This window comes from Dyadobacter sp. CY312 (assembly GCF_021390535.1).
GTDB lineage: Bacteria > Bacteroidota > Bacteroidia > Cytophagales > Spirosomataceae > Dyadobacter.
Window position 1 is genome coordinate 19,684 of sequence record NZ_JAJUXG010000001.1, and the last position, 14,266, is coordinate 33,949.

A 14,266-nucleotide genomic window follows, 5' to 3' on the forward strand; every position below is an offset into this window, starting at 1 on the left:
ATTACAATTTGAGACGGCTAAAACAGGCTTTGCCTGCGAAATTCCGGGCCCTTATTGATATTAATCCAGAAGTCGCAAATGGATTCGAATGTTTTGGTTAGCTTTTCTTTGTCTTCCGGCTTACTTAATACTGCGTTAGCGCCAGCCCGGTAACAATCTGCTACCTCTAAGTTGTACTTTTCGCCGGTCAGGATAATGACCGGAATTCTTCTAAGATATTCCGTATTTAGATCAACCGGATTTTTAAGCCGGGCTAATATTTGAATAACATCTGCACCCGGATTGTTCATTACCAAAATAATAACGGAAGGAAGCTGCTCGGTTTCCGGAGCAGAAAGCAGGTCGATAAGTTCGTTGCTCCCACCAAAGAACCGGATCGGAACATGCGGAATATTTTTTTGAAAAATTCGCGATGTGATAAGTTGAAATTCAATCGAATTGGCAACAATATATAGCCCTTCGCTGTCCATTTGAATGTATAGTTAGAGTAGTCGATGCCTTTGAAACATGCAACTGCAATAAGCAGACCATTAAAATAGAATTAAGAGATTCTTATTGGTTTTTAATGAAAATTCTACACTTTACAACTATAAGTTGTATGATGCAGTGTTTGAAATTTACGATCTCCTCCTTGCTAGCCGATGCAACAACAATCTGAGTAACCACATACCCGCACTCACATCAGTTTAATTCCATTTTTAGGGAAAGTCTGATACACCTGTTCAAGGAAATAGCTACGGAATGTAGGCTCTGCATACACATCATTTACCCACACAAGTGTTTTTAATTCAATGCTGTCGACTGTTAAGGCGTTGAACAAAATCTGTTTCGGAGCTTTTTTAACAATTCCGTCTCCTTTATTGACGATCTCGCCAATCAACTTCTTTACCATCTCCACATCTGCTTCGATGCTAACTTTTAGGGTCAGTTCAATTTTTAATCTGGCATTATGGGTGGTATAATTAACAAGCCTTCCGGAAAGCAGATCACCATTTGGAATGATGATTCTGGAACCCTGTGGCGTCAGCATTTTACTTGCCCGGATACCTATTTCCATAACTTTTCCCTTTTTGTCCGCAAGCTCAATATAGTCCCCGATGCTGAAAGGCCGCTCGAATATCAGGATGATTCCTGACACAAAATTGTTTATGATGGTCTGAAGACCCAGACCGATACCGACACCCAGGGCACCAAGCAGCACCGTGATTTTATCCAGGGGAACACCCGACACTGTAATCGCAAAAAGGAAGCCTATAACAATGACAAGCAGCCGAACCAGTGCCATTTTGGATCCCTTTCTAATCTTGTTATTTGTGAAGTCCATGTCTTCTTCACCAAAAAACAAACCGATATTTTTCTGTAAAAGATTGGCCAGCCAGATCGTTATGGAGAAGAACAGGATGTTTTCAAATGTGAAAGCAAGGCTTCCTATGGTTCGTTGTTTTTCTAGAATTTGGCTTGTGAGTCTTCCAACTGGTCCCACAATGTTAAGGTTTATCAAAAAAACGAGTCCCCACAACCAAAGCGACAAAAAGGCAAGCCCCTTTTTTAATGACTGCCGCGTTCTGGAAATGTTGATTTTGGAGAAGATCCCGCCAGAGCAGGCGCTCGCCTTTATTTGCAGTTCTAGCGCCTCACTTACCACCTGAACGAAAACCGCCAGACTGAGAAGCTGGATGATACCACTTATGCCGGTTATGTTGAGTGATTTGGCAAGGCTTAGTCTTCCGAAAATATTGAGCAGGACGGATAATAAAGTAAGAATTACATGAATTACAATCACGGGCTTAATGTAGCCTGATCCAATGCTGGTGATATCCGCCCTGCGATAAAAACGAATTCCTATATAAACTGAGGCGATGCTGAGCGCGATAAGTCCTGTCCTTAAAATAAGACTATCATTAACAATTACGTTGAAAAGAATGGTAGCAACATAAAGCGCCACCATTATAATCCACCACTTCATTTTGCTTTTGTCCAATGTTTTATAAAACAGAAGCGAGAGCGTGATCAGCAGCAGGAACTGATTCATCTCAATGTAAATGGATGGGGAATTGGGCTCAAAAAGGGGTGTGAGGTTGAAAAGAATAACAAGACATGCCAATATCGGGACAGGCTTTATAAATCTGAAATTCAGATCACCGGCAAGTGCCGCCATGTATGGTTTTCGAACGAGTCGGTAATTGAAATATACCCACGCAAAAAAGCCTGAAACAATCAGAAGTAACAAAATGCGGTTGTCCCACGTGGAGTTGAAAAAGTATCGTAAAATCTTATCCTGTCCGGCGTAGGAGACCCTTATCATCCGTGCCATTTTCTGCGACTTGTCCGTAATGGGCGATTTCCAAAGGTAGCCAGCCTCTTGCTGAAGTACATTGTTGTCTGCATCTTTCAGGTAGTCGTCAATAGTCACCTGTACGTCATTGGCCGAAAAGTATATAGCAGAAGCATCTGCGAGTAGCCGGCTCAGAGTGTCAAGATGAGCAACAGTTACTTCTCCGGTTTTTTGAAGGCGGTTTTTAAGATCTGCAATCTGGCTGTTATAGAGTGTTCTCTGCGTGGTGTCACGATCATCGATATTCAACAGGGAATCACCCGAAAAACCAATGATATTCTCGGACATGCGTTGCAGGTCCGAATTGTATTTGGAAAGAGCGTCGCGCAGCTGTCCTGTATTTTTCTGAATGTCGGTGAGCATGATCCGATAATTGACCAGGTCTTTGGAAGCGGGCAACGGGTTGCTGATGCGCAATGCAGCAGTAATCTGATCCAGATTGGTTTTATTACTTGAAAGCTCCTTTCTTATTTTACCCGTATTATACCCTTTTTTGTTGGAGGCGTTTATTTGCGCGAGCTCTGCCTGTACTTTTTCCAGTCTGAAAAGAAGTGTGTCCGGAATGACTTTACCAGCGCCGGCGGGAATGGTGTCCTGCTGCATGTGAGACATGCCCAGAGAAGGAGTCAACAGCTGAACGAATAGAAACTGGACAAGAAATGCAAAGGCAAATTTAACGATACTGAATTCTTTCATAAACGAGACTATTGGATTGCCTCGCTTCCGCAAAAAATAGTGCCACCACAACAAATTGTTTGCCCAAAAACGTATATAGCGACCTTCTGAATTCGGAATATACGGTGTAAAATTTCCACAAAATGCTATGAATCAGTCAGCTGCAAATTGTGCCATAATATTAACAAAGCTTGTGGCTGAGCACATCTGAGCCTGTTTAAGTGATTTTTTGGTCAAATGTTAAATTTGATGGAACAGGATTTGAGGATATGAATGCATCAACGTCATTTACACTTTAAACTATATTCGTTATGAAAAATATCACAGCAATGGCTCTTGCAACATTCCTTACAACAGGTGCCGCATTTGCCCAGACTACAACACCTACAACGCCGCAGCCAGCACAGCCGACTACACCAACGACCACTGTTCCGGCTACGCAACCAACACCAACGTCGCCTACAACTACCCCCGTTTCTCCTCAGCAGGAACCTGTTTACAGACCTGGCACCCTGACATCATCACCTGAGACGCCCCAAACTGGTAATCCATCGGAAGATACGCTGATACGCGGCAACAGAAAGAAGATGAAAACCAGCGATATGTTGCAGGATTCGGTGCCTGCAAGGAAGGGAAAGATGAAAAAGAATAAAAAAATGGGAACCAGCGAAGACACAACTTCAAACGGCCAGTTGGGAAGGAATAATTAAAGAAAAGTTTCCTGTAACTGAAGGTACTATTTTAAAAAAGGAACGGCAACCATGGAAATCATGGCTGCCGTTCTTTTAGAGAATGGTTTACGAATATCTAGTTCGCTTTTATAAATCTTAGTTTCGAAGATTCTCCGCCATGTGAAACCTTCATGAAGTAATTGCCTTCCGAAAGCTTTCCAACCGGAATCCGGTGGTTGTTTTTGCCTTCTTTAATACTTAGCTGCGACGTGGATATCTTGATTCCGGAAATATTGTAAATTTCAAGATCGGCTGTACCCGCGGCGCGGGAAGAGAACTGGATGTTTACAAAATCTCTCGCAGGATTTGGGGCTACCACGGTTCCTGTGATAATGCCTGGAGTAACCGAAATGATGTTACTTTTCATAAAGCTGCCATCCAGGTCAATTTGTTTTAGCTGATAGTAGTTTGTTCCTAACAATGGTGCTTCGTCAACGAATTTGTACGTTCCGGTTTTCTTATCGGTAAGAGATATTTTTCCGATCACTTCGCTCGACTTCGCCTGATCATCAAGACGTAGAATCTCAAATCCTTCTCCATTCTTTTCAGATACAACTTCCCAAGAAAGCTCAACACCTTTTTCAACCACATTTCCTTTAAAATTGGCAATGTAAATTGGTAATGAGTTGTTTACAGTGAAGGTTCTGGCTGTGACGTCAGAAGTACACGTACCTCCCTGGATTTGCAATGTGTAAGTTCCGTTCTGCAGTGATGGATATTCGAAGTAAGGTGTGTTGCTCTGAGGTTTCACTCTGTTTTGCCGAATCACGGTACCTCCTTGCATAATCTTCCAGTCGATGCCGTACACACCATTTCCGTCAAACTTAAAGGTTAGTCCTGTTTCACTGGAAGCCTGTATGCTCTCCAAAGATGGTCCCCGGTCACAGTTTGTTCTGCTATCAGCTACTGACGGTACTGCAAAAGTTTGCGTTGGCTTCGTAGTTGTCTTGCAATCCTGAGCAGTCAATTCAAATGTGTAATTCGCAGCTGGTAAGTAATTGAACTCCACATTTGCAGTTTTTGTGTTTAGTTTACCGGTTTTTCCATAACCAACCACATTGCTACCGCTAAGGATTCTCCATGAAAAATCGCTCAGGTTGGTACCGGCAAAGTTAATTGCAGCAGTGCTTGGCGTGATGTTCGTAATGCTACTGATAGACGGTCCGTTTTGGCAGTCAGGTACCACCACCACTGGCGGCTCAATTTTGAAATTTCTTGAATTAATATCTGATTTACAGTTGTTTCCCTCAATTTCAAGTTTGTAATCTCCGAAAGCCAGCGAGTTAAAGGTAATTGTATTTGATGTACTGTTAGAAGTTCCCGAAGCCACTTCATTATTGTTGGACGCAAGTCTGATTTTCCATTTTACTGAGGTTACACCGTTTCCGCTGTATGTATATTGCAGACTTGTCTGAGTAGTATTTCCGATGGTACCAATGGTGGGAGCTGTATTACAGGTTGGCATAGGGTCTGGTTCCGGGTAGACGGGAAGTTGATCCCAGAAACAGCTTTTTATCATGAGTTCTGTAAGGGGTGTGAAAGCTGGATTTACTGTGCTGCCATTTTCGCCTGTTACAGTTTGTAGTATTAAGTTAAAACTTAATGCATCCGGATTGAAAGTCGTTCCGGACTGGTGGAGCTGAACTCTCAGTCGACCATCACGAATCCGAGCATATTGCATGTCCTTTATTGGGTTTGGATCTGTTGATCTATGGAATGCACCTATGAAATCGCCATCTTTAAAAATATAGTTGCCACATTTTATCCCACCATCCTGTGGACCCTGAAGGATGCCATTACTTAAAAAAGCGCTTGGGTCAGCCCCGTTAAGGCATCTCTTAAATCTGGCGTCCCATTCGCCAACTGGAAATCGTCCTTCTATCGTATGAAATAGTGTTCCCCAATCTTTAAGAATTTCGGTTTTCGTGATCCTGTTAGTGCCCCATTCACGCGAGTCAAGGCGAATGTAAATTCTTCCTTCAATAAGTTCGGTTTTTATTTCGCCGTTATCCCTGTTGTGCCCCAGCACCTCTCCATGTACCCAATAGCGTTCTCCACAATATACCTGTGACGCCAAAGGTCCCGCCGCTTCGTAAGATTCCTCTACAATTGTAAAAGGTTTGTCTGCATTGTTCGTGTAAGGATTGTTGATTTGAAGTGTCTGACCTAAGGGATCAGAGGAGTAACCAGGATCATTTGCGGTTTTGCCTGCGCCAACTTCGCTGGTTACTGTAGTGTTTTCTTTGCCTTCCGGCGTGGATGCAATTACCATTTGGGAAGTCGCTGCCATACAGACTGCTATCCCTCCGGATAATGCCAGTTTAAGTAAAATTTTCATACAAAGACAAAAAGTTTATTAATTAATGGGTAATAAAGAACTAGAAATTATTGATTAAAAAAAAGGTATTCGTTCCGGGATTCATTCGATAAGTCTCGAATCTCGGCTAAATGGAACGATGTTGGGAGGGGAGTCACTAAGAAGATAGCTGTCTGACAGCCTGGTTTTAAGCAAGAAACTGCGTCTGGTTACATGCTTTCGCTGATTATTTAAAGGTTGTAGAATTTAATAGAATGCGAATGTAGCAAAATTTCTAATACTAATAAACGTAATCTTTGATTAAAAACAAAGTTACAAAAACATACGGTTCTTCAAATTGAATTTTGCGCGCTTCACTTTTCTGCTCATGCATTGGTACCACCAAGGTTCGTTTTCGTCACGCGGTTCGGTAAAAAAAATATAAAATTTCGAATTCTTGCTGACATAGGGCTGTCAGTCCGGCTTGTTTCCTTTGCATTGAAATAAGTAGCAATCTTAAATTTTTTAGCAATGGAAATCTTAAATGAGCAACAAACAGTATCCTCAGTTTCTGTGATAACTTCTGAGGCCTTAATGGATCACTGGCAGGGCCATCGCCGGCTGACAAGGAGAACAATTGAAGCTTTTCCCGAAGAACATTTTTACACATTCTCTATTGGCGGGATGAGGTCCTTCGCAGAACTCATTATGGAATTGATCGGCATAGCCGCACCCGGAGTCCGTGGAGCTGTTACCGGCAACTGGCAAACAGACGAAGGGCTTTCGCTGGACCATAGCTCAATTGCTCCGGCTACCAAAGGGGAGATGCTTGTACTTTGGGATAAAGTCACTGACCAGATGAATGAAATATGGCCGGCTATGAAACCTGAGCGTTTTCAGGAAGTTGATTCTGCTTTTGGTATGTACGAAAATTCAGTGATTAACAGTGTTTTGTATTTCATTGATAACGAAATTCATCACCGCGGACAGGCTTATGTATATCTCCGGGCGTTAGGAGTGGAGCCACCCGCTTTCTGGGACAGGTAATATTCAGCTTCCGTATTTTATGGCATGCTCCTGCCGGATTAAAAGATCAAGGCAGGAGCGTCATTATGAGCAGGCCCTAATTGTCATTTATGCCCCTACACATTGTCCGATATAACCTCTCATTTTAGTGATATTGTTTTCTAATTTTGATTCGGAACTTCAATTTTACTTATGAGGGCGTTTTATTCTGTGGTCGCGAATTCTCTGGCAGCTTCACTTACAAATACATTTGTATGGTTTGCAGTGACGTTTTGGGTATACCTCCAGACAAAATCAGTGATTGCGACATCGGTCATGGCTGGCATTTATCTGGCCACGGTTGCAGTTTCCGGTTTCTTTCTTGGCTCTGTTGTAGACCGATACAGAAAAAAGACAGCCATGATCATTTCGGGGGTTCTGTCGTTGGCGCTATATGTCCTGGCACTTGTGATATACCTGGTCACACCGGAAAGTGAGTTTGCCAATGCCTCCGGAATAAACCTGTGGATCTTCATCATTCTGATTCTTATGGGAGCCATAACCGGCAATATAAGAAGTATCGCACTTTCCACTGTGGTTACCATCATGATTCCGGAGGAAGGTCGTGATAAGGCCAACGGGCTTGTAGGAACTGCAAATGGTGTTTCATTTCTTGCCGCATCTATTTTCAGTGGACTGGTCATCGGCTTTCTGGGAATTTTCTGGATGCTCATTCTGGCATTGGTACTCAGTGTGCTTGTTTTGGTGCATCTGTTCACGATCTCTATTGAAGAACCGGAAGTGGTACATACCGAGAGTCACCTTGACAGTATCGACATTCGCGGTACAATTGCGGTAGTGGCTGCCGTACCGGGACTGTTCGGGCTCATTTTCTTCAACACATTTAATAATTTCCTGGGTGGCGTATACATGTCTCTGATGGACGCTTATGGTTTGTCCCTTGTTTCTGTTCAGGTATGGGGTGTCCTGTGGGGATTTCTCAGTTTAGGCTTTATAGTCGGTGGCCTGGTTGTAGCAAAAGTGGGTCTCGGCAAAAGTCCGCTGCGCACATTGTTTTATTCAAACATTCTGATGTGGACAGTGAGCATATTTTTTACAATTAAGGCGTCCATCGTTTTGCTGTCCGCAGGTCTATTTGTGTACATGTGCCTGATTCCGGTCGTGGAAGCTTCGGAGCAGACCATTCTTCAAAAAGTAATTCCTCCTTCAAGACAAGGCAGGGTTTTTGGCTTCGCCCAAAGCATAGAACAAGCCGCGTCACCCATAACGGCATTCATGATTGGCCCTATTGCCAAGTTTATTTTTATTCCTTTCATGACGACCGGAGCCGGTGTCGATCTGATAGGAACATGGTTTGGAACCGGAACGGATCGTGGTCTGGCATTATTATTTTCGGTTACAGGTGTGATAGGATTGATCATCACCCTGCTGGCTATGCAGTCCGGTGCTTACAAAAAACTTTCAGGTTTTTACAAAGTACCGGAAAAGCAGATTGTTGATTGATCTTTTAAATTCATTTAAACCACATAATTATGTTCAGGAATTCGAAAGCATTCAGCGGGTTTTCAGTGAACGACCTGCAAAAAGCAAAACAGTTTTATGGCTATCTCCTGAAAGTTGATGTAACGCAAGATGAAGAAATGCCTGTGCTCACGTTAAATCTGGCGGGAGGTAATAATGTGATATTGTACGAGAAGGAAAATCACATTCCGGCGACATTCACCGTCCTGAATTTTCCTGTTGAGAACATTGAAGAAGCGGTTAAAGAGCTTAAAGATCATGGAATTAGTTTCGAAAGCTATGATTGGCCAGGTTTGAAAACAGATGACGACAACATCATGCGTGGCAATGGGCCGAACATAGCCTGGTTTAAGGATCCCGCGGGAAATATTCTTTCTCTGATAGAATCATAAGAGAAAAGGGGGAATGAAGTTTGTGCTTTTCCCCCTTTCATTGTATTTGTAACTACTGTTTCTTCTTTTTTCTCCGTGTGGAATCTGCTTTTGTTCCATCACCGCTCCTGAATACCTTTTTGTTCTTTCTTACTGAATAATTGGTCAAAGTATCTGAACCCTTCCGGCCGGTACTGCTGCGTCCGTCAATAGTTCCGGTGGTGCTGATACTGCCATTGTCGTTCAATATTGGACCGGTATCCTTGTTGAGCGTATCCTTTATAATGTCGGCAGGATTGGTCGTGGTAGTGGTCCGTTTTACCTTCTTTTTATAATAAACCGTATCCTGTTGCTGGGCAAAGGAAACGACCGGTGCCGATAACAACGTCAATATCAATAGATTTTTTATCGCTTTCATAATTTTCATGGTTTGCTTGAACAATCACCTTTCAAATAATGATGCCAGCGTCAAAAAATGGGAGCGAATCAGCGTTGTTCAAGCTTTTTCACCTTGGCTAGTCTTCTGTTGTGGCGCTCTTCGCCGGTGAATCTGGCATTCAGGAACGAACCGACCAGTTCCTGTGCAGCCATCGGTCCTGTTACCCTGCCTCCCAGGCAAAGTATATTCAGATCGTCATCTTCAACTCCCTGATGGGCGGAGAAATGATCGTTGATAAGCGCTGCTCTGACACCCGCAACCTTGTTCGCAGCCACGGATGCACCTACACCACTTCCGCAAACAGCGATTCCACGCTCAACATCACCCTTGGCGACTGCTTCCGCAAGTGGTATGACAAAGTCAGGATAATCGTCTTTACTGTTCAGCTCATAAGCGCCAAAATCCTGTATCTGGTGGCCTTGTCCTACCAGGAAATCTCTTAACGCTACTTTGAGTTCATATCCGCCGTGATCGGCTGCAATTCCAATTTTCATGTAAGTCAATTTTAAATTTGATCAAATACCGCATCTCTTTTTGATGCAATTCCCGGATGCAATTTGGTTAATTTTATTAAGTTTTATCCCTTACTTTGTCCTATGAAAAAAGGTTTTATTATTCTGATCGCTTTTGTAACAGCATGCTCCACGGCCAGACAGCCTACATCCACCTCTTCGCCTCAGCACATCACTGCTAACGGGAAATTATTTACGGCAGTGTTTCAACAGCGTGCAGCCGAATACAATGCACTCTGTTTTCAGGCCTATAACATTGCAAAAATAAGGTTGGATGAAGCCCTGTCCAAATCCCCGGCACGACCGCTCGCCATTGTTACCGATATTGATGAAACTGTGCTGGACAACAGCCCTTACGATGTGAAACAATCGTTGGTTGGAAAGGATTATGAGCAAAAGTCGTGGGAGCAGTGGACTGCGCTTGCCAAAGCGGATACCATTCCGGGAGCACTTTTATTCTTTAAGTATGCCTCTTCAAAAGGCGTAAAGATATTTTATCTTACCAATCGTGCTGAAACGGAGAGGAAGGGAACACTGGAAAACCTGATCCAAAAGGGATTTCCGGATGCAGTAAATGAACAACTGATTCTTAAAACATCTGTTTCTTCCAAGGAACCACGCAGGCAGGTCATTGCCGAAAAGTATGATATTGTAATGCTTGTTGGTGATAATCTGGGAGATTTCAGCGCTTTATTTGACAAGAAACCAGCTGATGAACGCAACCACAACGCGGCTTTGTCGGCATCTGAGTTTGGCAGGAAGTTTATAGTGCTCCCAAATCCTGTTTACGGCGATTGGGAAAACACATTGTATAATTATCGCTATGACCTCACGCCTGCACAAAAAGATTCTGTTTTGAAAAGTGTTTTGAAAAGTTATTAAACAGTCGGTGAATTGTGCGATTTGCCCCGTAAAGTCCTCCCATAATATTGCGTAAGTACCATGCAGGAAACAGGTTTCCAGGATAGAAATGAAGAACAGATAAGGTCGGTGGACTTTGTATTAAACGGATATAATGTTGCTGCTTTATCTAATTCTATCATCCTGAAAAATAGTGCAGAACTGCCGGAAACAGATGCGCGTGGCTTTCTGGATTTGCAGCCGGAAATGATCAGGATAGATGACGCCATTTTTGTTGTAAGTCCTCCTTATGCCGAACCGGTACAGGTCAGGGTGAGGCAGCTGGGAGCAGACTTGCATGTGAATTGCACCTGTAATTCTCCCAAGACCAAGCTGTGCAGTCATCAGTCAAGGGTTTTATATAATTTGCTTGAAAAGAAAGATTTACGGATCTTTTTTGATAGAAAAAATCGTGACGAACGGATTGAAATTATAGCCAGAGATTACGGACTCGAAAATGAAGCGGATCTGGATCAATATTTTGAACTGGAGTTTCAGAACAGGATACTAAACATAACTCCACGAGACAAGGATTTGATAGCCATAAATCCTGAAACGGTTTCAATACTTAAAAACCAACTAATTACGGGTTTTTCGGACGTGCCAAAAGCCGAGGTGATCGAGCATGTGAAGAGGGTAGTTGTGATTGGCCAGCACAAGTATTACGACAATTTTCAGATATCACTTTACGAGGCAGCCATCAACAAAGATGGTAAGATAAAAAATCCATTAACTGCCGTAAATCCATTTGATGTTATTTGGGAGGCCGAAGAGGCAGGTAATCTGAAATTTCTTTCCGCTGTTGCCAAATTTCAAAACAACCACCGGGAAAAGAAACCTGAGACAGATATTGATGCGCTTAGATCTGTAATCGCAAATCCGGGACAGCTGGATTTCTTTTATCATAACATTTCTGCATCGGAGAATATCAACGCTGCATCTGTTGTGCCGGTTTCCGTGTCAAAATCGGTGATGGATCTTCACGTCAATGTGGATAAGAAAGGTGTTTTCTTCGAAGTTTCTGGTAAGCTTATACTGAACGATAAAGCGCTTGATCTGGAAAAGATCGTTGTGAAGTATGAGTATTTCGTTTTTATTCAGGATACACTTCACCTGATCGAAAATGTGGATGCGTTGCGGGTTATTTCGTTTTTTAAACAGTATCACCAGAAAATCGTCATTCATCAGTCCAAGTTTGAGGAGTTCAGACTGAACGTACTGAGCAAACTGGAAAACCGTATCAAGCTTACTTATTCGTTCCTCAAACCGGCAACAGCGGCACAGAGGGAGGGAAATGGGTACAACACAGATCCTGAAAAAATTATTTATCTGGAAGATTTCGGGAATTATGTAATGATTACCCCGGTGATGAAATACGGACAGACAGAAGTGCCTGTCTTCTCCAAAAAGCAGATTTATTCCATTGATTCACACGGTAATCCATTCACAGTATTACGTGATGAGGACGAGGAAATTCGTTTCACTTCTTCACTTGTGCGTCAGCATCCCGATTTCGGGGAACAGCTGGGCAAGAGTTTTTTCTACTTACCCAAAAACGCGCTGCTTGATGAGAACTGGTTTTTGGAAACTTTTGCAAAATGGAAAGACGAGGGCATTGAGGTAATGGGCTTTAGTAATCTTACCAAAAAAAGACTGAATGCTAATAAAGCACAGGTTACAGTGAACGTTTCCAGTGGCATTAACTGGTTTGATACAACGGCAAATGTCAATTTTGGTAAGCAGAAGGTTTCTTTGAAAAACCTTCACAAGGCTGTAAAGAATCGCAGCAAATATGTGGCGCTTGATGACGGCACCACCGGCATTTTACCTGTCGAATGGATTGAAAAATTTACGACTTATTTTGAAGCGGGTGAGGTGGTTGGTGAAACAATACAAACTGCTAAAATCAACTTCGCGGCAATCGGTGAGATGTATGAAGCGGAGGTACTTACGCGTGAAGCCCGTGAACAAATTTCATTTTTCCAATCCCGCTTTGCAGATTTTGAATCTATTGAGGAGATAGCAGTCCCGTTGGGTTTGGAAGCTACTTTGCGTGATTATCAGAAGGATGGGTTAAACTGGCTCAACTTTCTTGACGATTTTGGGTTTGGAGGTTGCCTTGCCGATGACATGGGTCTGGGAAAAACGGTCCAGATCATTGCTTTTATTTTGTCCCAGAGAGCAAAACAGTCGCACAATACCAACCTTATTGTGGTACCCACCTCACTGATTTTCAACTGGCAGGCGGAGGTTGCTAAATTTGCACCTTCCATAAAAATAATGACTGTTTATGGAGCCGGCAGGGTGAAGGATATACACGATTTTGATCAGTACGAGATTATTCTTACATCCTATGGAACGCTGCTGTCGGATATCGGTTTCCTCAAAAAATACAGGTTTAACTATATACTTCTTGACGAATCGCAATCCATAAAAAATCCGGACTCTCAGCGCTACAAAGCGGCACGGCTGTTAATTGCAAGAAACAGAATCGTACTCACAGGTACACCCATAGAAAACAATACCTTCGATCTATACGGTCAGCTTTCCTTTGCATGCCCGGGGCTGCTTGGCAATAAAACACAGTTCAGAAATTACTATTCTGTTCCGATAGACCGGTTTCAGGATTACGAGAAGGCCCGTGAACTGCAAAGGAAAATCAATCCGTTTATTCTGCGGAGAACCAAAAAGCAGGTTGCCAGCGAACTTCCTGAAAAAACAGAAATGGTGCTGTATTGTGAAATGGGTGATGAGCAGCGAAAGGTGTATAATGCTTACGAGCAGGAGTTTTATACCTATCTCAACACGACACAGGAAATTGATATTCCGCGGGAAAGCCTGCATGTGTTGCAAGGTTTAACGAAATTGAGGCAGATTTGTGACTCACCTGCATTGTTGAACGACGATTTGTACTATGGAAACGCTTCCGCAAAAATTGAGGTACTCATGGACCAGATTGAGACCAAGTCACCACAACATAAGATACTTGTCTTTTCGCAGTTCGTTACCATGCTCAACCTGATCAGAGAGGAGTTGCAAACAAGAGGTATTGCGTTTGAATATCTTACAGGCCAGACAAATGACAGGGAAGCCAGAGTTGATAATTTTCAGAAAAATGAGGACATCCGCGTGTTTCTGATCAGTCTGAAGGCTGGTGGAACAGGGCTAAATCTTACTGAGGCTGACTACGTGTACCTGGTAGATCCGTGGTGGAATCCCGCGGTCGAAAACCAGGCAATTGACAGAAGCTACCGAATAGGTCAAAAGAAGAACGTAATTGCTGTGAGGCTCATTTGCCCGGGAACCATAGAGGAGAAAATTATGGATTTACAGGAATCCAAAAAAGACCTCGCCGACGATCTTGTCAAAACGGATGTTTCGATTCTGAAATCCCTGACCAGAAAAGATCTGCTTGGTTTAATTGGTAAATGAGACTGGGGTCACTTAGACTGATAGCAAG

Annotated in this window: 11 protein-coding genes; 6 read left to right on the forward strand and 5 right to left on the reverse strand. The window is 42.9% G+C overall.

Going from position 1 to position 14,266, the window contains the following annotated elements:
- Nucleotides 1-17 precede the first annotated feature (17 nt).
- Nucleotides 18-470 (reverse strand): hypothetical protein, encoded by a 453-nt coding sequence (locus LZG71_RS00090; protein ID WP_233815972.1) that lies wholly within the window; start codon nt 468-470, stop codon nt 18-20.
- 206 nt (nt 471-676) lie between these two features.
- Nucleotides 677-3,031 (reverse strand): mechanosensitive ion channel domain-containing protein, encoded by a 2,355-nt coding sequence (locus LZG71_RS00095; protein WP_233815973.1) that lies wholly within the window; start codon nt 3,029-3,031, stop codon nt 677-679.
- A gap of 290 nt (nt 3,032-3,321) precedes the next feature.
- Here LZG71_RS00095 and LZG71_RS00100 point away from each other — a divergent pair, with 290 nt between their 5' ends.
- Nucleotides 3,322-3,720 carry a hypothetical protein gene (locus LZG71_RS00100; protein ID WP_233815975.1) on the forward strand — a complete coding sequence of 133 codons (399 nt, stop codon included), beginning with the start codon at nt 3,322-3,324 and terminating at the stop codon, nt 3,718-3,720.
- 97 nt (nt 3,721-3,817) lie between these two features.
- Here the strand turns inward: LZG71_RS00100 and LZG71_RS00105 are convergent, their stop codons facing one another.
- A complete protein-coding gene (locus LZG71_RS00105; protein WP_233815976.1) occupies nt 3,818-6,079 on the reverse strand; it encodes a T9SS type A sorting domain-containing protein in 2,262 nt (753 codons plus the stop codon).
- Nucleotides 6,080-6,568: 489 nt separating this feature from the next.
- Here LZG71_RS00105 and LZG71_RS00110 point away from each other — a divergent pair, with 489 nt between their 5' ends.
- The 3 genes from LZG71_RS00110 (at nt 6,569) to LZG71_RS00120 (ending at nt 8,976) form a co-directional block, all read left to right on the forward strand.
- The gene (locus tag LZG71_RS00110) at nt 6,569-7,084 is read left to right on the forward strand and encodes a DinB family protein (protein ID WP_233815977.1); all 516 of its coding nucleotides are present in this window, start codon (nt 6,569-6,571) and stop codon (nt 7,082-7,084) included.
- A gap of 171 nt (nt 7,085-7,255) precedes the next feature.
- Entirely contained in the window at nt 7,256-8,566 is a 1,311-nt protein-coding gene (locus LZG71_RS00115) for an MFS transporter (RefSeq protein ID WP_233815978.1), read from the forward strand.
- Between the two features lie 29 nt (nt 8,567-8,595).
- Entirely contained in the window at nt 8,596-8,976 is a 381-nt protein-coding gene (locus LZG71_RS00120; protein WP_233815979.1) for a VOC family protein, read from the forward strand.
- A 52-nt stretch (nt 8,977-9,028) separates the two neighbouring features.
- Here the strand turns inward: LZG71_RS00120 and LZG71_RS00125 are convergent, their stop codons facing one another.
- Together LZG71_RS00125 and LZG71_RS00130 are read right to left on the reverse strand one after the other, a co-directional pair.
- Nucleotides 9,029-9,373 carry a hypothetical protein gene (locus LZG71_RS00125; RefSeq protein ID WP_233815980.1) on the reverse strand — a complete coding sequence of 115 codons (345 nt, stop codon included), beginning with the start codon at nt 9,371-9,373 and terminating at the stop codon, nt 9,029-9,031.
- Between the two features lie 68 nt (nt 9,374-9,441).
- Nucleotides 9,442-9,888, reverse strand: a complete 447-nt coding sequence (locus tag LZG71_RS00130; RefSeq protein WP_233815981.1) for an RpiB/LacA/LacB family sugar-phosphate isomerase — start codon at nt 9,886-9,888, stop codon at nt 9,442-9,444.
- 102 nt (nt 9,889-9,990) lie between these two features.
- Between LZG71_RS00130 and LZG71_RS00135 the strand changes: the two genes are divergently transcribed.
- Together LZG71_RS00135 and LZG71_RS00140 are read left to right on the forward strand one after the other, a co-directional pair.
- Entirely contained in the window at nt 9,991-10,788 is a 798-nt protein-coding gene (locus LZG71_RS00135) for a 5'-nucleotidase, lipoprotein e(P4) family (protein WP_233815982.1), read from the forward strand.
- A gap of 60 nt (nt 10,789-10,848) precedes the next feature.
- Nucleotides 10,849-14,238: a DEAD/DEAH box helicase gene (locus LZG71_RS00140; protein ID WP_233815984.1), complete on the forward strand. Its 3,390-nt coding sequence runs from the start codon at nt 10,849-10,851 to the stop codon at nt 14,236-14,238.
- Nucleotides 14,239-14,266: the final 28 nt, after the last annotated feature.